The following is a 20,820-nucleotide window of genomic DNA, read 5'->3' on the forward strand; positions in this document are numbered from 1 at the left end:
GTGGTGCCAGCTGGATTCGAACCAGCGACACAAGGATTTTCAGTCCTTTGCTCTACCAACTGAGCTATGGCACCTTTTAAGTTTTTGTTTGGAATCTGTTACTTTCAGATTTGTGGTGCCAGCTGGATTCGAACCAGCGACACAAGGATTTTCAGTCCTTTGCTCTACCAACTGAGCTATGGCACCTTTCACAACCAAGGTTTTATCCCTTGATTGCGATGCAAATCTATGTTCTTTTTTTGAAATCTAAAACTTTTGTCAGCATTATTTTTAAAGTATTTTTCAACTTGTTGATTCTGATTAAGATAAAATTACACGAAATAAACACGGCTCTGTCTCAAATAACCTATCTTTGCACTTCACAAAATTAATATGAGTAAAAAAGGCAGGGTATTGGTCGCGATGAGTGGTGGAGTAGATAGTTCCGTAGCGGCCATTATGTTACATGAGCAGGGCTATGAGGTTATCGGTATCACCATGAAAACGTGGGATTATGCCTCAGCTGGTGGTTCGTCCAAAGAAACGGGTTGCTGTAGTTTGGACAGTATAAACGACGCCCGGGCATTGGCTGTAGGGTATGGTTTTCCACATTATATATTGGATATACGGGATGAGTTTGGCGATTTTGTTATCGATAATTTTGTTGACGAATATATCGCTGGGCGTACGCCCAATCCTTGTGTGCTCTGCAATACCCATATCAAATGGTCAGCACTGATGAAGCGGGCAGATAAGCTGGACTGTGAGTTTATCGCAACCGGACACTACGCGAATATTCGCTTGCACGATAATGGAAGGTATGTTATATCCAAAGGACGAGACGAAAATAAAGATCAATCGTACGTGCTATGGGGCGTATCGCAAGACAACCTCGCTCGGACGCAGTTTCCGCTAGGTAATTTTACCAAACAGGAAATCCGCCAAATGGCTTTGGAGATGGGACAGGAGGAGTTGGCCAAGAAATCTGAAAGCTATGAAATTTGTTTTGTGCCGGACAACGATTATCGTGCTTTTTTGCGCCATAAACGTCCGACACTCGATGATGAAATCGGATCAGGAAATTTTGTGTTATCTGACGGTACGGTGGTAGGTCAACATATTGGTTATCCCTATTTTACCATTGGTCAACGGAAAGGGTTGGGTATTGCGTTAGGTAAACCGATGTTCGTAATTGAAATACTGCCCGAGAGCAATACGGTGGTGTTGGGAGAAGAGCATGAACTGGAAAAATCACAAGCTTTTGTGCGTGACATCAATTTGATTAAATACGCCTCGATAGAAGAACCGATGGAGGCAATAACGAAAATACGATATAAAGATGCGGGAGCGCAATCTGTTATAACGCAGCAAGGAAATATAATGCAGGTAGATTTTGCGCATCGTGTTAAGGGCATTGCACCCGGACAATCTGCCGTATTCTACGAGGGAAGTGATTTACTTGGTGGTGGTTTTTTGATGAAATAGAAAGAAAATAAAAAGAAAGGCTCGCTATGCGAGCCTTTCTTTTTATCCATTAGAGAGAGATTATAACTTACCAACCTCTTGTGCTAAATCGATGATTTTGTTGGAATAACCCCATTCGTTATCGTACCAAGATACGACTTTTACGAAGTTGTCATTCAACGAGATACCTGCTTTTGCGTCAAAGATAGATGTACGGGCGTCACCGATGAAGTCGGAAGATACCACCTCATCTTCAGTATAACCTAAAATACCTTTTAGCTCACCTTCAGAAGCTTCTTTCATTACCTTTTTGATATCTTCATAAGAAGCACCCTTTTCCAAACGAACTGTCAAGTCAACTACAGAGACATCCGCTGTCGGAACACGCATAGACATACCTGTTAATTTACCTTTCAATTCTGGAAGAACCAATCCTACAGCCTTTGCCGCACCTGTAGAAGAAGGGATGATGTTTTGGTAAGCACCACGACCACCTCTCCAGTCTTTTACCGAAGGACCGTCAACCGTTTTTTGTGTAGCAGTTACGGCATGTATAGTTGTCATTAATCCTTCAAGGATACCGAAGTTGTCGTGCAATACTTTTGCGATAGGTGCCAAACAGTTGGTTGTACAAGAAGCGTTTGAAACGATAGTGTACTCTGCTTTTAATTCTTTATGGTTTACACCCATTACGAATGTTGGTGTATCGTCTTTTGCGGGTGCAGACATCACTACTTTTTTCGCACCTGCGTCGATATGTTTTTGTGCCGTTTCTTGTGTTAAGAAGAAACCGGTTGATTCGATAACCACCTCAGCACCTACTTCGTCCCATTTTAAGTTAGCAGGGTCTTTTTCAGCCGTTACACGGATTGTTTTTCCGTTGACTACCAAATGTCCATCTTTAACTTCTACAGTACCATCAAATTTACCGTGTGTCGAGTCATATTTTAGCATATATGCCAAATAATCAGGCTCCACCAAATCATTGATACCTACAACTTCAATATCACTGCGGTTGATAGCAGCTCTAAAAGCTAAACGGCCAATACGGCCGAATCCGTTAATTCCAATTTTCATTTTCTCTATTAGTTTTTATTAATGTAATACTTTATTAAGTTCTGAACAGGCTCTTTAATGATAGAGCCAATATGTAACCCATGTTCTGCTCCCAATTCACGCAACCAATCGGCATAATTGTTGGCTACTGATCCCGTAAAGTTAAATTGACTATCTGGATAACTTTCCGATAACGGGATCAAGTATGTTTTGATATATATTTCCAGCCCTCGTTTTATATGTTGCGTAAAATAGGGCTCATCTCGATGTTCATAAATGAAATCAGCGAAGCTTGTTAAGAACAAATTTGGGTTAGGATTATAATATACTCGTTCCAGTATAGAACGTCTGTCTATGTTATATTTATGCAGTAATTTTTCGCGGATACTACTCGGCATTGTTTCTGTTAAAAAACCTTTCAATAATTGTCTGCCTAACCAATTCGTCGACCCCTCATCGGCTAAGATATAACCCATGCCATAATTATTAGATAAGACTTTTTTGCCATTATAATAAGCCGCATTCGAACCGCTACCAATAATACCCACAATACCCTTTTCGTCCCCAAAAGTTGACTTTGCTGAGGCTTCCATATCATGCCCTGCTTTTACTTTGGCATTTTTAAAGAATTGCGCAAATGTCTGTTCTATCTTTTGCTGGCGTTCGGGAGAAGATACACCGGCACCGAAAAAGAAAATTTTACGAATCTTTTCTGCATTGTTTATTAAATGATTGCTTTTGTTCAGTAGTTGCGTGATATACCGCTCATCTTGTATATAGGAGTTGATACCTGGTGTGCGAAAGCCGTGGAGTACACGTTTTTTATCCGCAATCCGCCAGTCTGCATATCTTGACCCACTAAAAACAACTACAATCATTATAAAAAATATCTAAAGATAAGTTCGCCAAATCTCGCTTAAAAAGGCAAAAATAAAAAATGAATCTTTATAAAGCCATTATTTTTGCAATTTCAACAAGGTCTTCATTAAGTTTCAGTTCTTTTTTACTGAGTGCTTCCTCCAACGGAGTAGTAACCATTTCTGATCCACGAACCCCCATGGTAGCTCTTGTATTGCCTTTTAAAAGCTCATTGACTGCTGCGTAGCCCATACGAGTCGCTAATACCCTGTCTGCACTACTAGGAGCCCCGCCCCGTTGTAGATGCCCTAATATACTAACTTTTGTGTCATAATAATCAAATTTTTCATTGACACGTTTTGCCACATTATTAGCGCCACCGTTTTTATCACCTTCTGCGACAATTACGATCATAGACGACTTATTTCTATCGGCCGCATGTTCCAGCATTTCGATAAGCTCGTCAATTGCGGTGTCCTTTTCAGGAAGGAGGATGGCTTCAGCTCCACCAGCTACACCGGCATTGAGCGCAATACATCCAGAGTCACGTCCCATGACTTCAACAAAAAATAAACGATTATGGGAAGCTGCTGTGTCACGGATTTTATCAATCGCTTCGATAACGGTATTATTTGCCGTATCATAACCAATAGTAAGGTCCGTTCCATTTAGATCATTATCAATAGTTCCGGGGATACATGTCACAGGAATATCAAACTCGCGCGAAAATATTTCTGCACCTGTAAACGTACCATCACCTCCAATAGCAACCAATGCATCAATCCCGGCTGCCCGAATATTCTCATACGCTTTTGCGCGTCCTTCCACTGTTTTGAATTCCATGCAGCGGGCTGTTTTAAGTACAGTTCCTCCTTTTTGTATAATAGAACTAACTGACTTACTGTCCATATCAAACATAGTATTATCAATCATGCCTTGATAGCCATGATAAATACCAGTCACTTTCTTGTCATGATGTAGCGCTGTTCTCACAACAGCACGGATAGCAGCGTTCATTCCTGGAGCGTCTCCCCCTGATGTGAATACGCCGATTCTTGTTATTTCTTCCACTCGATTACTCATTTTAGGTTTTACGAATATAGTGTGTATTTTTTACACTATTAAATTTTTTTTGTTTTTTTTGGATTATTGTGATAATATTGGTGGATATTGGCATATCAATAAAAAACACGTTACACTTACAGATTTTAAAAATCAAATTGTTTTGCAAACTCATTTCACCATAGACTGTGTAATATACAGTTTTAACGAAGGTAAACTTCAGTTATTATTGACCGAAAGAAACGTATATCCCTACAAAGATTGGTGGGCTTTACCCGGTTTCTTTGCCCAAAAGGGCGAAGAAATGGAAGACGCCGTGAAACGTATCTTGTACGAACACACAGGACTAAAGGATGTTTTTATGGAGCAGCTAGGAGCATTTGCCGGTGTGAAGCGACATCCTGAAGGGAGGATACTGACCGTTGCCTTTTCAACTATTGTGAAATATGAGGATGTAAAGTCTAAGATTAAGCCAATGACTTCCTATATGCGACAAGCAAAATGGTTCGCGATAGATCAATTACCCGACTTGGCTTTTGATCATGCTCAAATTGTTCAGCAAAGTCTACAAAAGTTAAAACATACCATTAATTACTCGACCGCAGTATACGAACTTTTGCCGGAGAAATTTACGTTAACGCAGTTACAACAAGTATATGAAGCTATTTTGGGTAAAACGCTCGACAAGCGGAACTTCCGTAAAAAAATAGCCAATGCCGGGTTTCTTAAGGAATTACCCGAGGTGCAAAAGGGTGTCTCTTATAGGGCAGCAAGATTATATAAATTTGATAAGCGGAAATTCCAAAAACAAATAAGCATTATGTAACAAATTGACGGTATGATGCCAATCATTCGTTAGTTAATTTACAGTAAGATTACAATTTGTTTATAAATTGTTTCTCACCATTTCATTTTGTTTTTATACTTTTGAACGTTTTTAGAAAAAAGTCAAAAAGTATAAAGTCAAGAATGGATAGTAAAAAGGAACAGATTATTCAAGCAGCGCTAAAAAGATTCTCGCATTATGGTTTTCATAAAACCAGCATGAGCGAGATAGCGGTTGATTTGAATATTACAAAAGCCAACTTATATTACTACTACCCCGACAAAAATGCGCTCATAAAAGATGTGCTAGCCTATATATCGGATGAGATTCTTACGCAACAGTATGCCGTTCTTAATCAATATGATGGTAGCTTATTGGATGTTTTGTGTAAATTATTAGAGGTTAAGGCTGACTTTTTAAAAGACTATTATGTCCTTCATATTAACGAAAATCTAGAATGGATAAAAGGACAGGGGATAGGTACACTTTTGGAAGAGTTTCACTACAAAAATATAGAGATAGTAGAGGATTTATTGGAACGTGCGACCAAATATGGGGAAATTGAAGTAAATTCTATAAATGAGGCAGCGACATCCTATACAGAAATCATGGAGGGATTGAGCCTTATCCGTAGTGTGTCTGATATGATTTCTGGAATGCCGAATGCATATAATGTCGATGTCATATTAGAAAGCCAAAAGAAAGCCACAAAATTTATATTTAATAATAAGATAGTACAAGATAATTAGTTTTTCAGTTCATGTTTTCAAAAATGAGATTTAAATATTTAAGTATTTTAGCTGTAGGACTGCTCCTTCAGATAAACCCCCTTTGGGCACAAGAAGTACTTACGCTGGAAGAAGCGATAAAGTATGCGTTGGAGCATAAGGCGGAAGCTAAAACAGCTAAGCTGGAGGTTGAAAACGCACAATATCAGATTGATGAAGTGCGGGCGGGAGCCTTGCCTCAGATCAATGCATCGGGGACATTGAAGTATAATATTATTATTCCGGAAATGGCTCTTGAGTTTGGTGGAGAAACGATTACTGCAAAAATGGGACAACCCTGGAATTCAACAGCCGTTGTCTCATTGAATCAGCAATTGTTTAACCAATCCCTCTTTACTGGATTGAAAGCGGCAAAGACAACAAGGGAGTTCTATCAGCTTAATGCGCAATTGACGGATGAGCAACTAATTGAAAATGTGTCAAATGCATACTACGATATTTTCCAAACACAATTGCAATTGCAGACTATACAGAATAATCTGGATAACACGACCAAAACAAAAAAAATCATTGATGGCATGGTGGGCGCCGGTCTCGCGAAAAAGATTGATTTAGATCGTTTATCGGTAGCGGTAAACAATCTTGAATCGCAAAAAACGCAGATACAGAGTGCTTTGCAACTCAAAGAAAATGCCTTAAAATTCGCGATCGGTATGCCAATGGAAATGGGGATTGAACTTCCTGAAGAAACATTTGAAATCAATCCGGCTATTTCATTGCAAACCAATGATATCGAAAATAGATCGGAAGTCCTTTTGAGTGAGAAACAAATAGAGTTGTATGAATTGAATAAAAGAGCTCAAAAAGCAAGTTTGTATCCTACGTTATCGTTAGGGACTGACTTCGGATTTAGTGGGTTTGGTCAAGGTTTTCCAATCGGAGGAGATTTTATGTGGCCCAAAACCTCCAGTATCGGTTTGAATTTGTCGATACCGATTTTTACAGGAGGAGCGACACGGGCGAAAATTAATCAGGCGGATATTGATATCAGAAAAGCACGCACGGCATTAGAAGATACGAAGCTGGGTATTTCTTTAACGAACGAAAATGCTAAAACTCAGATTAGGAACAGTTTATTAACGGTGGATGCAAACCGCAGAAATGTGACGCTCGCCAAAGAGGTTTTGAGCGATACACAAAACAACTATAATAATGGTTTAGCCACGTTGACAGATTTGCTGGATGCGGAGAAAGCATTGGCAGATGCTGAAACGAATCTAAATACTTCGTTGCTAGATTACAAGTTATCGGAAATACAGCTTATTAAAGCAAACGGAAATTTAAAAACATTAATCAACGAATAATCAACTTATTTATACATAACAAATATGAAACGGGTAATTTTAACGGTAATCATCATTGCTGCTGCTTTAGCGGGGATTGTGTTTATTTTGAATCAGAACAAGGCTAAAAATGAAGCTGATACGGCTACGGTAGCCATTCAAAACGCAGCAGTCGCCGTTCGTGCAGATACAGCAGATTTTAAAGATGTAAACACACAATATATAACGAACGGTGTATTTGCACCTAAACAAGAAGTGATGTTGTCGGCAGAAGCTTCGGGCAAGGTTGTTCGCGTATTAGTAGAGGAAGGTGCCTATGTAAGAGCTGGTCAGACCCTCGCGATTATTAATGGCGATAAACTAAATGTAGACGTTTCGAATGCACAGGCTGTTTATGCAAATGCCGAAGCGGAAGTTGCTCGTTTTGAGAGTGCCTATGCTACAGGAGGGGTCACCAAACAACAATTAGATCAAACGAAACTCCAATTGGAAAATGCCAAAAACAGTTTGAAATCAGCACAATTGTCTGCTTCTGATGTAAATATTACGTCCTCTTTCGCAGGGGTGATTAACAAAAGGAATATTGAACCGGGTTCTTATGTAAATCCCGGGCAGGAGTTGTTTGAGGTGGTCAATGTCTCTACGTTAAAGTTGAAAATAAATGTAGATGAAAAGAATATCGGACAGGTTAAATTAGGGCAATCCGTTAAGGTAGAATCACCTGTATTGCCGAACCAAGCTTTCAACGGGACTGTAACGTTTGTTGCGCCTAAAGCAGATGGTAGTTTGAATTTTCCTGTGGAGTTAGAGATAAAGAATAACGCAACCAACGATTTGAAAGCTGGGATGTACGGTACTGCTTATTTTGGTAGTGAAGAAGCTATTAATGCCTTGATTGTACCACGTAATGCTTTTGTAGGAAGTGTGAGCTCTAATCAAATCTTTGCCATTGAGGACGGAAAAGCTACTTTGAAAAATGTGGTGTCTGGAAGAAGCTTTGGTGATTACATCGAAATTGTTTCCGGCCTAGAAAAAGGTACGGTAGTTGTGACCTCCGGTCAAATCAACCTTTTGGACGGAACACCAGTAGAAATTATTAAATAGCGAGTGCGTTTCATCACACACGCAAAAAACAAATTATTTCAATGAAGATTTCTGAAATATCGATAAAGAGACCGAGTATCATAATCGTATTGTTTATTATACTTACGCTTGGTGGAATATTTTCTTATAGCCAGATGGGGTACGAACTTGTACCAAAATTTGAGGTCAATGTTATCACTGTGCAAACTATATATCCAGGTGCGGCGCCCTCTGAGGTGGAGACTTCCGTAACGAAAGTGGTGGAAGATGCCGTTGCCTCATTGGAAAATGTCAAGAAAATAGAGTCCAAGTCTATGGAATCTGTTTCTGTCGTCATGATCCAACTTAATACAGGAGCGGATGTCAACTTCCTGCTTACTGATGCACAGCGGAAAATAAATGCTGTCGTCAATGAATTTCCCGACGATGTGGAAACACCAGCTTTATCCAAATTCTCCTTGGATGATGTGCCTATCATGAATTTATCAGTAACTTCCAATCTGTCTGAAAAAGACTTGTACGATTTACTAGACCAGAAAATTCAACCTGTTTTTGCCCGTATCAATGGTGTTGCGAAGGTTGATATGATTGGTGGAGAAGAACGGGAAATTCAGGTTAGTATAGACCCTAATAAATTGGAAGGTTATGGTCTTTCTGTTTCGCAGGTACAACAGGCTATAGCTTCCGCCAACCTTGATTTCCCAACGGGTAACGTAAGAACACGAAACAATCAGACCACTTTACGCTTGGCGGGTAAATTTACAAGCATTGACGAGCTACGCGATTTGCCTATAACCACTCCGGGTGGAGCGGCTATTCGTTTACGCGACATTGCAGATGTACAGGATGGTATTAAAGATATTGAAAAAATATCACGTATCGATCGCCAAAATACGATCTTGATGCAGGTATTTAAGCAGTCTGACGCTAACGCTGTCGCGGTTTCGGAATTAGTAAAAGGGGAGGTCGATATTGTCAATACAGATTATCAAGCAGAGGGCGTTAATATTATCATTGCGAACGATACGACAGATTATACATTGACTGCTGCGAATAACGTGATTCATGACTTGATGATTGCGATTGCTTTGGTAGCGTTTATTATGTTATTTTTCTTGCACAGTTTGCGGGATGCTTTTATTGCCGTAGTGGCTATTCCTTTATCGTTGATAGCTACATTTATCTTTTTGAATATGCTAGGTTACACGCTAAATTTGATGTCTCTTTTAGGGCTATCATTAGTGGTGGGTATCTTGGTGGATGATGCGATTGTGGTCATTGAAAATATTCACCGTCATATGGAGATGGGTAAAAACAAGGTGCGTGCTTCCTTCGATGGTGCCAAAGAGATCGGTTTCACGGTATCGGCGATTACTTTGGTTATCGTAGTCGTATTCTTACCGATAGCCATGTCATCGGGTCTGGTGTCCGACATACTACGTCAGTTCTGTGTAACGGTCATGGTTTCCACATTGCTTTCGTTCTTGGTGTCGTTTACGATCGTACCATGGCTATATTCTCGTCTCGGAAAACTTTCTCATATCAATAAAAAATCGTTCTTTGGCGGTATACTGCATGGTTTTGAAAACGGTCTGACTGGATTAACAAACTGGATTTCCGGTATACTGAAATGGTCGTTGAGACGTCGGCTGAATAAAGTAATTGTATTGCTTATCTCTGTAGGGTTACTATTCGCTTCCTTCGCGCTGGTTGGTATGGGCTATATTGGTTCAGACTTTTTTCCGGGTAATGATAAAGGAGAGTTTTATCTGCAAATGGAGATTAACAAAGATGCTTCATTAGAGCAGACGAACTTTATGGTTCAAAATGCGGAAAACTATTTAGCGCAGAAACCGGAAATTGAACGCATGATCACGACTGTCGGACAGGCTTCTGATGGTATGATGAACGTTGGTGGCACAAAATATAAAGCAGAGATTCATATTATTTTAGAGAACGGGTATAATAAAGTTGAGTCCACCAAAGTTTATTCTGCAAAGTTAAAGCGCGAAATGGAGAATGTATTGGTGGGGGCCAAACTCAAAACCGTTAATATGGGGATTATGGGCGCAGAACAAGCACCATTGATGATGACAGTCGTTGGAGCGTCTCCAGAAGATGCGTTGGAGACAGCGCGTACCTTTGCCAATATTCTCCGCGGTGTATCCGGTGCGTCAGAAATCGAATTAACATCGGAAGATGGTAATCCAGAAATTAGCGTACAAGTAGACCGCGACAAAATGAATAGGTTGGGATTGAATGTAGCAACGGTAGGTATGACTATGCAAACAGCTTTCTCTGGGAATACCGATACCAAATACCGTGCAGGCGATACGGAATATGATATTAATATCCGTTTCGATGAGTTTGGTCGTGGAAATATCGACGATGTCCGAAACTTAAAATTCATCAACGAACAGGGACAGGCGATTAAATTAGAGCAATTTGCGGATGTGACGTTTGCTTCTGGACCGAGTTTATTAGAACGTCGGGATAAATCGCCATCCGTGTCTGTGCAGGCGCAAGTGGTTGGTCGCCCGGTGGGTACGGTAGCGACCGAATGGGAGACGGAAATCCAGAATCAGATTGATAACAATACCATTACGTTGAAACCCGGGGTTTCTTATATGTGGGGCGGTAACATGGAAAATCAGGAAGAAGGTTTTGGTACGTTAGGTGTTGCATTGATCGCCGCTATCCTATTGGTATATTTAGTCATGGTAGCACTTTATGATAGCTTTATGACGCCATTTGTGGTGTTATTTTCTATCCCATTGTCTTTTATTGGTGCTTTGTTGGCACTGGCTATCGCAAACCAAACTTTGAATATATTTACCATTCTGGGTATCATCATGTTGATTGGTTTGGTGGCGAAAAATGCCATTTTATTGGTGGATTTTGCTAATCACCGGAAAGATGCCGGTGCAAGTACGTATGATGCACTGGTTGCAGCAAACCATGCACGTTTCCGCCCCATCTTGATGACAACCATTGCGATGGTGGTGGGGATGATACCTATTGCTTTAGCTACCGGAGATGGCGCGGATATGAACAGAGGACTTGCCATCGTTATCATTGGCGGACTCTTGTCATCACTTTTCCTAACATTGGTCGTTGTACCTGTGGTGTATTCAATTTTTGATGGTATCAGTAGAAGGTTTGGCAAAAAAGAGAAAGCGGATTACGCAGAGCTAATGGTCGCTGATTATGTGGAAAATGAAGATTACGTAGACGAGATGGAAGTCAAGTATTAGTTTTTAAAAAACTACGAACTAGATAAATAAAGAGGTCAACACACTTAGCTGTTGACCTCTTTTTGTTTCTTTCTTTTTATTGCACGATTTTTGTACAATCTATAGTTATAAACCGCACCTTAAAATTATATAATGGCTATAAATGTTTTTATGTTCAAAAAAAGGAGGTAATATGAACGTTGTACAAAAAATTGGTCAATGGGGCGATGCGCATCACCCGCGCTGGTTGGATATCTTAAGAATCTTTCTTGGTATTGTTATTTTTGCTAAGGGGATAAGTTTCGTAAATGATCGAGATGCTGTCGCTGATCTTATACGACAAACAAACTTTCAGCTCTCTATATGGTCGGCAGTTCATTACGTGGTATTCGCTCACCTTGTGGGCGGATTGTTTATTGTTTTCGGTTTCCAAACCCGACTTGCCGTTATTTTTCAGATCCCGATACTTATTGGGGCAGTGTTTTTTGTAAATATTACAAACGGTTTTAATTTTCTAAATTCCGAATTTTGGATTTCTTTAGCGGTTTTAATTTTGTTGTTAGTATTTCTAATCGTAGGTTCTGGAAAGTATTCTTTGGATAATTTAATGGACAAGCCGGGATATAAACGGTCTATTTGAGATAGAGGAGACGTAGCCATGCTACGTCTCCTCTCATTTTATCCTTTTTTATATATCGATAACTGCTTCTGAAGAAACTTTCGCGTATGATGGATGCGGGTTTTTACAGTTCCCTCAGGTAAACCAAAGTGATCGGAAAGCTCACGATATTTATATCCTTCCATGTATTGTACAAAGAGTTCATAATGATCTTGCGGTAACTTCTTTAACGCATCTTGTATATCCTTCATCACAAATTTTCCTTCTACGGTATTGGTTGTGAATGGCTCTGAGCAACCTTCTTCTCGGTATCCCGCACTTTGAAAGTGTTCGTATTCGGTATGGCGCTGATTACGTCGATAATGGTTAATGTATACGTTCTTCATGATGACATATAACCATGAAACCAATTTTGGGTTATTAAAAAAATTGTCGAGATACTTAATAGAACGAACCAATGTTTCTTGAACAAGTTCGTTGATTTCTTCCGGGTCTTTAGTAAACTTAAACGCTATATTCTTCAAAATGCTCTGATTTTCTAATAGCGCTAGATTTAATTTTTTGCTTTCCATAGTTTTGATGTTTTTATCTAGTTTACGTTCGATTGTGTCGGTAAGATGAAACAAAAACAATGCAAACAAATCTGAAAAGAACCAAGAAACAAGGATCAAGTTAGAAATACGATGAAAATACGTATAAGGGAAATAAGTTTTGTCTAAAAGGTTAAATCATCGAGAGAAGCTTATTTTATACATTTTCTTTAAAATTATCTACTTTCAATAAAAAAATCAAAACAGGTGTTTTACCGTTCGGCGCGTATAAATATCATGAAATACAATAAAAATATATACACTGAAATAGTGGGTAGGTATTTTACGCAAAAACGTGTCCTTTATTTATCTTTTTATCTTTTTTTTATTTAATTCAGACTTTAATTGTTCTAATGAAAAGTTTGGCCATTGTATCTATTTTAGTACTAGCGTACCGTAATTTGTTTGAATTTGTTATATAACTCGGAAAATAAAAACAAAATTTCGCAACAATTGTTATCTTGTGGATAATTTGAATACAGCCTGCTTATCATAGACATGAATCGATACGAGAACTTCTTTTTAGAAATCCTAAGGCAGTCTAGGGGGGCTACTGCAATTTATGACACCGAAGATATTCGTATTGCGTTCGTCAACAGTGCTATGTTTGAGATATGGGGGCGTGGCGAGGAGATTATCGGACAATGCTTTGGCACTGTTTTTCCAGAATTTACAGAGCAGGGCTTTACGGAAATATTGAAAAAAGTATGGAAAACAGGCGAAACTTATGAAGCAAAGGAGTATCCTGCAGACGTTACAATTAATGGAATTACGAAATCCAAATATTTTGATTTTATTTATCAGGCTATTGTGGACGAAGAAGGGAAAACATATGCTATTGTCCATACAGCAACCGACGTATCATCCCATCGACATGCTTTGGAAAAGATACAGGAGCAGAATGCTATTATTACATTCAACAATGAATTGGAGATATTGACGCATACTTTATCTCATGATTTAAAAAACCCACTGTCTATAGCAAAAATGGGGACGCAATACCTGCGGGCAAAAGATGCGCTTAATGAATCTGAGAAATATAAATGGACCACCATTATTTTGGATGCTCTCGCCAGCATTGAGAGTATTATTGGACATAATATCCAGCTGAATCAAACACGTCTTTTAAAATACGATAATGAATGTGTTTTATTAGAAAAGACTATTCGGAAAATATGTTCGGAAAGCCAAACGCTATACACTAGTCCTGATTGTATATTCAAAATCGGCCGATTGGAATCATTGTATGGTGATGAGAGCGTATTTTATCAGATATTCTTCAGTATCATTGGTAATGCCGTGAAATACTCTTCCAAGCAAGAGAAACCTGTCGTAGAGATTAACAGTTCAAAAAAGCTGGGATATATCGTATATACGATAGGAGATAATGGCATCGGAATCCCAAAAAAGGAATTGGAGGCCGTTTTTCAGCAATTTCATCGGGCATCCAATACGGAAGGTTTTCCCGGAACCGGCATAGGATTATGTGTAGTAAAGAAAATCATGACCCGTCTTAAAGGTGAAATTACACTTTCCAGTTCGGTCGATAAGGGGACGATTGTCGAATTATCTTTTCCGGAATTCGCTGAATGCGGAGGTGATGAGGAACGGATAGATAATTAAAAATAAAAATCCCGTATCAAGTGATACAGGATTTTTATAGATATGCCTACCAGATTTTGATACGTTCCTCTTTTGGCTTATACATCTTATCGCCTTCCTTTGTATCGAATGCTTCGTGAAAACCATCAAGGTTGACAATGGGAGCAAAAGCGCGGTATTGTGCCGGAGAGTGTGGGTCGGTTTTCACCTGGTTTACCACAAACTCATCCGTCGTTTTGGTCCGCCAGATAGTTGCCCAAGACAAAAAGAACCGTTGCGCTGGTGTGAAACCATCAATCAATCCAGGATCTCCTTTGTCCTTTAGGTACATTTTTAAGGCATCAAAAGCTACCGACGAACCACCGAGATCGCCGATGTTTTCACCCAATGTAAAGCGTCCGTTGACAAAAACACCCGGTACAGGTTCATAAGCTTCAAATTGTGCAACGAGTGCATCTGCAGCAGCATCAAATTTTTCTTTATCTTCGGGTGTCCACCAGTTATTGAGGTTTCCGTTACCATCGTACTGCGAACCAGAATCGTCGAATCCGTGCGATAATTCATGTCCAATAACTGCGCCTATGCCACCGAAGTTGACTGCGGCATCAGCGCGATAATCGTAGAAAGGTGGTTGAAGGATGGCAGCAGGGAAAACAATCTCATTGAACAATGGACTGTAATACGCATTGACTGTTTGTGGCGTCATGCCCCATTCCGTTTTATCTACAGGCTTATCTTGTTTCGCCAGATTGTCTTCAAAAGACCAACGATTAAGGGCATGAACATTCTCAAAGAGTGACGTTCCCACCTCCAGCTTTGAATAGTCTTTCCATTTATCCGGATAACCGATTTTAACGTTAAACTTCGCTAATTTTTCTAAAGCCTTCTCTTTGGTTACGGCAGACATCCAATCCAAATCGTTGATATGTACTTCGAAAGACTTGATAAGGTATTGCACTAACTCTTCACAAGCAGCTTTTGCTTCCGGAGGGAAATTTTCTTTCACATACAGTTTACCCAACAACTCGCCTGCTGAACCGTTTACAAAATCTAACCCGCGCTTTTCCATATCACGCTGCTCTTTTTGCCCTTTGAGTTGTCGTCCGTAAAACCCGAAAGCTAACTCGTCGAGCTCAGTAGACAAATAGTTCGTCGCATCATTCATGACGGTGAACTTCAGATATTCCTTGATTTGTGGTAGCTTTTCCGGTGCGATAATTTTGTCAAGGTTTTTGTAATACTCGATCTCGCTAATAATAACCGTATCAGCTGTAAAGCCCATTTCCTTGATATATTTCGCTACGTCGATGTTTTTAATCATGGTGTTCAAATCAGCAACAGCCACGGGATTATAGCGTTTCTGTGCATCGCGTGATTCCTCGATGGTTTTGAGATAAGAAGCGATTTCTTTCTCAAATGCAACGATATTAGGTCCTTTAAGATCTTTTGTTAATTGACCTGTTTTGGTATAAAGTGTGGATACAAACTGAGCATATTGTTCCAGTGTCTCGGTATTTTTATCGTCTATCTTTTGATAGTAGGAACGACCAAGTCCGAGACTTCCACCTCCCAGATAGACAGCATTAACATCGCTGTTTTTCATGTGTGCATACACATATCCACCAAAAAAAGGATTCCCGCCTTCGGGACCTACTTCTACAAAGTAATTGTAGAGGTCATCCATGTTTTTGATACCATCAATTTTATCGAGATATGGTTTGATCGGGGTAATACCCAATTGGTTCCGGTTTTCTAAATCGACGTAGGATTTGTATAGATCCGCAATCTTTTGTCCGTCCGTGCCTTTCTCAAATGTTTCGTTTAGCGATTCTTTCAAGATCTTTAACACAGCCTCATCCGTGTTTTCCCGAAGTTCGTCAAAAGAACCCCAGCGTGCCTTGTCAGCTGGAATCTCTGCTGTTTTCATCCAGTTACCATTGACATAATGGTAGAAATCATCTTGCGGACGTACGGTTGTATCCATGTGTGATAAATCGATCGCTTGATGTTGTTCTTGTGTGCCGTTACATCCGGCTGTCATCACCACAACAGTGGCCAATCCAAGAAATTTTTTCATCATAAATTGTTTTTTTAATTTGAAAACTTTTCCTCTTTTTAGAAGGTGCGCAGAGTGTGAATCTATTTATGTTTCATCAGTCTGGGCAGGTTTCCCATTTTGTTATTTAGTTTTAGTATGCAAACATAATAAAACTTAAGAATATGAAAAGTAACGATTGCATGGGGAAAATTGAATTTTTCTGTATCTTGCTTTCATGATATGGGCAGAAGAACGATTGGAGGTGTTTGACAAACATTGGCCAATTAAGTTATTTATTAATAAGAAGGCATCATATATAGAGGACGGCATCATCCATTGCTATGTTAAAGGGAGTCGGATATCTCCTGCTGAAAGAATAAGGATAAAGGAGGAACTGTTACAGCAGTTCGTACTACGGCATGTCGGTCAATGGGAAGAAAGATTGGATTTATTGATTCCGCATATTACGTTCCGAAGAAATAGAAAGAAACCCTATATCGTTCAGCGATCTAAAGAACGTATTTGTTTTGATAAAGAACTATATACGCTGTCGTCGGAAGCTGTTGCTTATTGTGTATTTAATGCAGTTGCCAATTATGGAGTTTTAGGCGAAAGTATTCGAAGGAAATTAATAGAGAAACATTTTTCAATATGGAAGACTTTAGAAAAAATTACGTTGTATGCCTACCCAACCCACGATAACCATTGAAATCTCGGTTCCGCTATCTTTATTTGATAAATGTAGGGAGCGGCCCATTATATTATTGGATATATTGACGGAACAGCAAATAGGACATATCAAGGCGTTTGTCTTTGACAATTTGGAAGATAAAGACGGTGCCCCTGAGGTGGACAGTTTAGATATTTCTTTTTTTAAATATAGCGAAGAGGAGAGAAGAGGTTCTTTCCGTCTACATTTCTATATTAATCGCCGGTTTTGTTGTTCCGATGTTGAAAGCTCCAGACAAGATTATATCGACTTTCAGTTTAACTATACACATGAAATCCTCCATGCATCCGCAATTTATTTCAATTGGAACTTGATGTAGTGATAAAAGATGAGGATACCTAAGTTAATGCTAGAACGAAATGCTAGAAACTAAAAAAGGCTCCAATCGTTGACTGAAGCCTTGCGGAAAGGGAGGGATTCGAACCCTCGATACAGTCATCCCGTATACAGACTTTCCAGGTCTGCTCATTCGACCACTCTGACACCTTTCCAAATGCGAATGCAAATATACAATATTTATTTTCTAAACATAAATAAAGAAAAAAATATGAATACCGAAAATCCCTGCTGACATACGGTTGTCACAATGACCTATACTTTTGTTTTAGTAATAGCATTAAAACAAGATTATTTATTGATTTTTAATTATTTAACAGTATGGGAACGACAGCAATTTTAACAAAGGAAGAGTTTTTGAAACATTGGTTAGGTCATCGTGATTTGACGCGCCGCACACTTGAAAAATTTCCGGAAAAAGAACTTTTTGAATTTTCGATTGGTGGAATGCGAACATTTTCCGATTTGATTATGGAATTATTGTCCATTGCAGAGCCCGGATTGCGTGGAATTGTCGAACGAAAGGATCAGTCTTACGACCACAAATTGGCATTAACGACTAAAGAAGATCTTCTGGCGAAATGGGATGCCGATACACCTAAAATCATAGAACTGTTCAATCAAATTCCGGAAGAGGACTTTCACGTTACGCATAACTTATTCGGAGAGTATAATTTTCCGATATACAGCAATCTCTTATACTTTATAGATAATGAAGTTCACCATCGTGCTCAAGGTTTTGTATATCTCCGGGCGTTGGGTATAGAACCTCCTTTCTTTTGGGATAGACCTTAAGGCGATAGAAGAGAAAGTAATTTGAGGGAGTGCCTCTATGTAATATCGATAACGTAGAGGCATTTTCTATTGGTTTTCTATTTCTGATGGAAAATGAGTAAATCAAAGTTGGATGTTAGCAAGTAACTCTTTAACTCGTTCTTTTAGTTCCTCCGGTTCTAAAATCCTAGCTTGATCAGCAAACATAAGATACCACCGGGCAAATTCGTGCTCCATATTTTTACACTCGAAAGTCATGATTACACCGGTATCGGTTATCTCTTCCGATATAAAGCCATAATAGGAGCGTTCCCATTCCATGTAACGCGCATATACTAAAGGAACAGAGATACGTATAGTTGTAGTAGGAGAAGGATCTTCTTTTGCTAAATAATGCGATAGTGGTTTGTGTTCTTTGGTAAATGGAATAGATGTTAATTGAATTTTCTGAATACGATCGATGCGGAATTGACGGTAATCCTCACGTAAATGACAATATGCCATAAAATACCAATAATTTCCTTGATGGAAGACACCTACAGGTTCAATTTCACGATGGACAGGTTTAACGGACGCACTGCTTTGATATTCCATATTAACCACTTTATGTTGCGCAATACTTTCAAACAATATAGATAGTGCTGAAGGAACGTTCTCGTTAAATCGATGTGCAAGAGATCCCATCAACATATTTTCTTCTAGTAAGTTGACATTTAGCTTGTCACTATAACGAAGGTATGCCTTGATTTTATTGAGCACAGAACTAAAATGTCGGAACAAATCAGGGTCTACAAATTTCTGCATCAACTTTTCTGCCGCTGCAAGTGTCAGGATTTCTTCTCTGGAAAATTTAGTAGGAGGCAATCGGTAGCCCTCTACCAAACCATAACCAGTACCTGCTTCACCGTAAATGGGAATGCCCGCTTGCTCCAAAGCTTTTATGTCACGATAAATTGTCCGTTGACTAACGTCGAACTGTTCAGCAAGATCCTGTGCTCTTACGATAGGTTTTGCCTGCAGTTGAAAATAAATGGCAACGATTCTATTAAACCGCTTCGTAACATCCATGTTGTAAAAATAAACATTTTGAAACGAAAGAAAGCCAATCTTAGATTGGCTTTCTTTCGTTTTATGTAGCTATTTTATCTGGAACAATCTGCCGTCCATACACGATTATCTCTCGCATACGCAATGGTTAATCTGGAGGCTGTAATTCGGATGGTTCCGAGTTCTCCGTCGCTAAAGACGAGTGTACTGTTGTCTCCTTTTTCCATTGTAATATCACCTAAGGTCGGAATACCGTCCGAAAAATTGAAGGTATAATTATTCCCTACTTTCGTAACAGTGACCGAGCCGTTTGACTCAGATACATCTTCGTCATCAGGGCCATTAAAAGCCACAGATCCTTCGTATTTTCCCAAAAATAAATCATTGTCTGCCGGGTCATCGTCTTTGCTACAAGAAGTAAACGCGATAAGCGTAATAAATAATAAACTTAAAATTTTAATACTCGTTTTCATATATCCTCTTTTTTAATTAACTACTAAATGTCATGTATATGTTACAATAGGGGTGCCAGTAAACTTCTGCCAAGATTTGTTAACAATAATTAACACCATTGTTCTATCTCAAGTTCAGTTATTGTTTTCCTTCCCCAAGTCTCTTGTGAGCTCATATATTTCTTGTTGGAGCGTTGCTTGGCTTTTGAGGATAGCTGTAGTATTTTCAGAGAAATTGTTGTTAGATGAAAGTATCTGTTTAAAAATGTCTTGCATAATCTCTTCCATCTTTTTACACGCTTCGAGTACTTGTTCGCGACCCGAAGCCTCTGGGAAAGGATTTCGTTTTTCCCATTCGTTGTAAAGTGTACCCGCTGTCCATTGTTTTTCTGAAGGTGATAAACCCTCTTTCGGTAAAATAACCAGGAGCTCCGATTTAAATTGTTGTGATAGCTGCATACATTTTTCAAAAAAAGCGATGAGATCTACATCCTTATCAGAGTCTACCGAAGAAATAGCATTTGTGTAAACTTCTATCCGTTCGGTCAAAATTTGGATTAAATCTTGCAATTGATCGGTATGTATATTTTGATTGTTTTCCATATAACAAAAATATGATGTTGTTTATTCAGAGAACAATTTGATGAGGATTCAGTTCTAACAAGATAATTTTTATTGGGATGTTTTTTATAACAAATAATCAGAACATCTAATCTGTTCAGTTGTTTTTAAAGATATATGTGCGTTTGAATATGGAAACCAATACAATTACAAAAGAGCAGCTTAATAAGCTCGTAGATAAGATAGAAGCGGAGTTTCAAGGATATTTTAAGTCCAGTAAATCACAAGTGGACTCGTTATATAAATGCTTTTACACGCCCGATATTTATGAGGAGGAGGGATTGTTAACTTTAGATCAAGATGTATTTCATAAGCTTCCGAAAGATATTCAGGAGAAAACACATGAATTGATTGCGGAATTTACGAAGGTAGATTGATG

The 20,820-nt window shown here is 39.0% G+C and carries 20 protein-coding genes and 3 tRNA genes; 12 read left to right on the forward strand and 11 right to left on the reverse strand.

Annotated features, from left to right (window positions below):
* Position 1: 1 nt before the first annotated feature.
* Together FXV77_RS17695 and FXV77_RS17700 are read right to left on the reverse strand one after the other, a co-directional pair.
* Positions 2–74, reverse strand: a tRNA-Phe gene (locus FXV77_RS17695).
* A gap of 39 nt (positions 75–113) precedes the next feature.
* Positions 114–186, reverse strand: a tRNA-Phe gene (locus tag FXV77_RS17700).
* Between the two features lie 186 nt (positions 187–372).
* Here FXV77_RS17700 and mnmA point away from each other — a divergent pair.
* Positions 373–1,464 carry a tRNA 2-thiouridine(34) synthase MnmA gene (gene mnmA / locus FXV77_RS17705; RefSeq protein WP_148920573.1) on the forward strand — a complete coding sequence of 364 codons (1,092 nt, stop codon included), beginning with the start codon at positions 373–375 and terminating at the stop codon, positions 1,462–1,464.
* Between the two features lie 60 nt (positions 1,465–1,524).
* Here the strand turns inward: mnmA and gap are convergent, their stop codons facing one another.
* The 3 genes from gap to pfkA all read right to left on the reverse strand — a co-directional run bounded on the left by gap (position 1,525) and on the right by pfkA (position 4,440).
* A complete protein-coding gene (gene gap / locus FXV77_RS17710; protein WP_148920574.1) occupies positions 1,525–2,520 on the reverse strand; it encodes a type I glyceraldehyde-3-phosphate dehydrogenase in 996 nt (331 codons plus the stop codon).
* Between the two features lie 8 nt (positions 2,521–2,528).
* A complete protein-coding gene (locus FXV77_RS17715) occupies positions 2,529–3,377 on the reverse strand; it encodes a hypothetical protein (RefSeq protein WP_148920575.1) in 849 nt (282 codons plus the stop codon).
* A gap of 67 nt (positions 3,378–3,444) precedes the next feature.
* Positions 3,445–4,440 (reverse strand): 6-phosphofructokinase, encoded by a 996-nt coding sequence (pfkA, locus tag FXV77_RS17720; RefSeq protein ID WP_394344151.1) that lies wholly within the window; start codon positions 4,438–4,440, stop codon positions 3,445–3,447.
* A 142-nt stretch (positions 4,441–4,582) separates the two neighbouring features.
* Between pfkA and FXV77_RS17725 the strand changes: the two genes are divergently transcribed.
* From FXV77_RS17725 to FXV77_RS17750, 6 genes are all read left to right on the forward strand, one after another.
* Positions 4,583–5,245 (forward strand): NUDIX hydrolase, encoded by a 663-nt coding sequence (locus FXV77_RS17725; RefSeq protein WP_148920577.1) that lies wholly within the window; start codon positions 4,583–4,585, stop codon positions 5,243–5,245.
* 143 nt (positions 5,246–5,388) lie between these two features.
* Entirely contained in the window at positions 5,389–5,994 is a 606-nt protein-coding gene (locus FXV77_RS17730; RefSeq protein WP_148920578.1) for a TetR/AcrR family transcriptional regulator, read from the forward strand.
* 23 nt (positions 5,995–6,017) lie between these two features.
* Positions 6,018–7,337, forward strand: coding sequence for a TolC family protein (locus FXV77_RS17735; RefSeq protein ID WP_148920579.1), 1,320 nt, complete (start codon positions 6,018–6,020; stop codon positions 7,335–7,337).
* A 24-nt stretch (positions 7,338–7,361) separates the two neighbouring features.
* Entirely contained in the window at positions 7,362–8,420 is a 1,059-nt protein-coding gene (locus FXV77_RS17740; RefSeq protein ID WP_148920580.1) for an efflux RND transporter periplasmic adaptor subunit, read from the forward strand.
* Between the two features lie 41 nt (positions 8,421–8,461).
* Positions 8,462–11,653, forward strand: a complete 3,192-nt coding sequence (locus tag FXV77_RS17745; RefSeq protein ID WP_148920581.1) for an efflux RND transporter permease subunit — start codon at positions 8,462–8,464, stop codon at positions 11,651–11,653.
* 172 nt (positions 11,654–11,825) lie between these two features.
* Complete coding sequence (locus FXV77_RS17750) at positions 11,826–12,272, forward strand: DoxX family protein (RefSeq protein ID WP_148920582.1); 447 nt, start codon at positions 11,826–11,828, stop codon at positions 12,270–12,272.
* A gap of 38 nt (positions 12,273–12,310) precedes the next feature.
* Here the strand turns inward: FXV77_RS17750 and FXV77_RS17755 are convergent, their stop codons facing one another.
* Positions 12,311–12,823 carry an RNA polymerase sigma factor gene (locus tag FXV77_RS17755; protein ID WP_148920583.1) on the reverse strand — a complete coding sequence of 171 codons (513 nt, stop codon included), beginning with the start codon at positions 12,821–12,823 and terminating at the stop codon, positions 12,311–12,313.
* A gap of 516 nt (positions 12,824–13,339) precedes the next feature.
* Between FXV77_RS17755 and FXV77_RS17760 the strand changes: the two genes are divergently transcribed.
* Positions 13,340–14,464, forward strand: coding sequence for a PAS domain-containing sensor histidine kinase (locus FXV77_RS17760; protein ID WP_148920584.1), 1,125 nt, complete (start codon positions 13,340–13,342; stop codon positions 14,462–14,464).
* Positions 14,465–14,510: 46 nt separating this feature from the next.
* Here the strand turns inward: FXV77_RS17760 and FXV77_RS17765 are convergent, their stop codons facing one another.
* Entirely contained in the window at positions 14,511–16,523 is a 2,013-nt protein-coding gene (locus tag FXV77_RS17765) for a M13 family metallopeptidase (RefSeq protein WP_246162512.1), read from the reverse strand.
* Positions 16,524–16,716: 193 nt separating this feature from the next.
* On the opposite strand from FXV77_RS17765, the gene FXV77_RS17770 reads away from it, so the two are divergent.
* Both FXV77_RS17770 and FXV77_RS17775 read left to right on the forward strand, forming a co-directional pair.
* Positions 16,717–17,190: a hypothetical protein gene (locus FXV77_RS17770; RefSeq protein ID WP_148920585.1), complete on the forward strand. Its 474-nt coding sequence runs from the start codon at positions 16,717–16,719 to the stop codon at positions 17,188–17,190.
* Entirely contained in the window at positions 17,162–17,530 is a 369-nt protein-coding gene (locus tag FXV77_RS17775) for a hypothetical protein (protein ID WP_148920586.1), read from the forward strand. The genes FXV77_RS17770 and FXV77_RS17775 overlap by 29 nt, the downstream gene beginning before the upstream one ends.
* Before the next feature lie 84 nt (positions 17,531–17,614).
* Here the strand turns inward: FXV77_RS17775 and FXV77_RS17780 are convergent.
* A tRNA-Ser gene (locus FXV77_RS17780) sits at positions 17,615–17,702 on the reverse strand.
* A gap of 166 nt (positions 17,703–17,868) precedes the next feature.
* Between FXV77_RS17780 and FXV77_RS17785 the strand changes: the two genes are divergently transcribed.
* Positions 17,869–18,342 (forward strand): DinB family protein, encoded by a 474-nt coding sequence (locus FXV77_RS17785; RefSeq protein WP_148920587.1) that lies wholly within the window; start codon positions 17,869–17,871, stop codon positions 18,340–18,342.
* A 102-nt stretch (positions 18,343–18,444) separates the two neighbouring features.
* On the opposite strand, the gene FXV77_RS17790 is transcribed toward FXV77_RS17785, so the two are convergent.
* From FXV77_RS17790 to FXV77_RS17800, 3 genes are all read right to left on the reverse strand, one after another.
* Complete coding sequence (locus tag FXV77_RS17790) at positions 18,445–19,389, reverse strand: helix-turn-helix transcriptional regulator (protein ID WP_148920588.1); 945 nt, start codon at positions 19,387–19,389, stop codon at positions 18,445–18,447.
* A 74-nt stretch (positions 19,390–19,463) separates the two neighbouring features.
* The gene (locus FXV77_RS17795; RefSeq protein WP_148920589.1) at positions 19,464–19,841 is read right to left on the reverse strand and encodes a hypothetical protein; all 378 of its coding nucleotides are present in this window, start codon (positions 19,839–19,841) and stop codon (positions 19,464–19,466) included.
* A gap of 114 nt (positions 19,842–19,955) precedes the next feature.
* The gene (locus FXV77_RS17800; protein ID WP_148920590.1) at positions 19,956–20,423 is read right to left on the reverse strand and encodes a DUF2383 domain-containing protein; all 468 of its coding nucleotides are present in this window, start codon (positions 20,421–20,423) and stop codon (positions 19,956–19,958) included.
* A 149-nt stretch (positions 20,424–20,572) separates the two neighbouring features.
* Between FXV77_RS17800 and FXV77_RS17805 the strand changes: the two genes are divergently transcribed.
* Positions 20,573–20,818 carry a hypothetical protein gene (locus tag FXV77_RS17805; protein WP_148920591.1) on the forward strand — a complete coding sequence of 82 codons (246 nt, stop codon included), beginning with the start codon at positions 20,573–20,575 and terminating at the stop codon, positions 20,816–20,818.
* Positions 20,819–20,820: the final 2 nt, after the last annotated feature.

The sequence above is a fragment of the Sphingobacterium phlebotomi genome, assembly GCF_008180195.1.
In the GTDB taxonomy this organism is placed as follows: domain Bacteria; phylum Bacteroidota; class Bacteroidia; order Sphingobacteriales; family Sphingobacteriaceae; genus Sphingobacterium; species Sphingobacterium phlebotomi.

What these genes read in the sequence shown, in the direction of transcription:
- FXV77_RS17715 (WP_148920575.1), bottom strand. Translation starts at nt 3,377, where the DNA reads ATGATTGTAGTTGTTTTTAGTGGGTCAAGATATGCAGACTGGCGGATT.
- mnmA (WP_148920573.1), top strand. Translation starts at nt 373, where the DNA reads ATGAGTAAAAAAGGCAGGGTATTGGTCGCGATGAGTGGTGGAGTAGAT.
- FXV77_RS17805 (WP_148920591.1), top strand. Translation starts at nt 20,573, where the DNA reads ATGGAAACCAATACAATTACAAAAGAGCAGCTTAATAAGCTCGTAGAT.
- FXV77_RS17785 (WP_148920587.1), top strand. Translation starts at nt 17,869, where the DNA reads ATGGGAACGACAGCAATTTTAACAAAGGAAGAGTTTTTGAAACATTGG.
- FXV77_RS17795 (WP_148920589.1), bottom strand. Translation starts at nt 19,841, where the DNA reads ATGAAAACGAGTATTAAAATTTTAAGTTTATTATTTATTACGCTTATC.
- FXV77_RS17730 (WP_148920578.1), top strand. Translation starts at nt 5,389, where the DNA reads ATGGATAGTAAAAAGGAACAGATTATTCAAGCAGCGCTAAAAAGATTC.
- FXV77_RS17765 (WP_246162512.1), bottom strand. Translation starts at nt 16,523, where the DNA reads ATGATGAAAAAATTTCTTGGATTGGCCACTGTTGTGGTGATGACAGCC.
- FXV77_RS17755 (WP_148920583.1), bottom strand. Translation starts at nt 12,823, where the DNA reads ATGGAAAGCAAAAAATTAAATCTAGCGCTATTAGAAAATCAGAGCATT.
- FXV77_RS17735 (WP_148920579.1), top strand. Translation starts at nt 6,018, where the DNA reads ATGAGATTTAAATATTTAAGTATTTTAGCTGTAGGACTGCTCCTTCAG.
- FXV77_RS17740 (WP_148920580.1), top strand. Translation starts at nt 7,362, where the DNA reads ATGAAACGGGTAATTTTAACGGTAATCATCATTGCTGCTGCTTTAGCG.
- FXV77_RS17750 (WP_148920582.1), top strand. Translation starts at nt 11,826, where the DNA reads ATGAACGTTGTACAAAAAATTGGTCAATGGGGCGATGCGCATCACCCG.
- FXV77_RS17790 (WP_148920588.1), bottom strand. Translation starts at nt 19,389, where the DNA reads ATGGATGTTACGAAGCGGTTTAATAGAATCGTTGCCATTTATTTTCAA.
- gap (WP_148920574.1), bottom strand. Translation starts at nt 2,520, where the DNA reads ATGAAAATTGGAATTAACGGATTCGGCCGTATTGGCCGTTTAGCTTTT.
- FXV77_RS17800 (WP_148920590.1), bottom strand. Translation starts at nt 20,423, where the DNA reads ATGGAAAACAATCAAAATATACATACCGATCAATTGCAAGATTTAATC.
- FXV77_RS17745 (WP_148920581.1), top strand. Translation starts at nt 8,462, where the DNA reads ATGAAGATTTCTGAAATATCGATAAAGAGACCGAGTATCATAATCGTA.
- FXV77_RS17775 (WP_148920586.1), top strand. Translation starts at nt 17,162, where the DNA reads ATGCCTACCCAACCCACGATAACCATTGAAATCTCGGTTCCGCTATCT.
- FXV77_RS17760 (WP_148920584.1), top strand. Translation starts at nt 13,340, where the DNA reads ATGAATCGATACGAGAACTTCTTTTTAGAAATCCTAAGGCAGTCTAGG.
- pfkA (WP_394344151.1), bottom strand. Translation starts at nt 4,440, where the DNA reads ATGAGTAATCGAGTGGAAGAAATAACAAGAATCGGCGTATTCACATCA.
- FXV77_RS17770 (WP_148920585.1), top strand. Translation starts at nt 16,717, where the DNA reads ATGATATGGGCAGAAGAACGATTGGAGGTGTTTGACAAACATTGGCCA.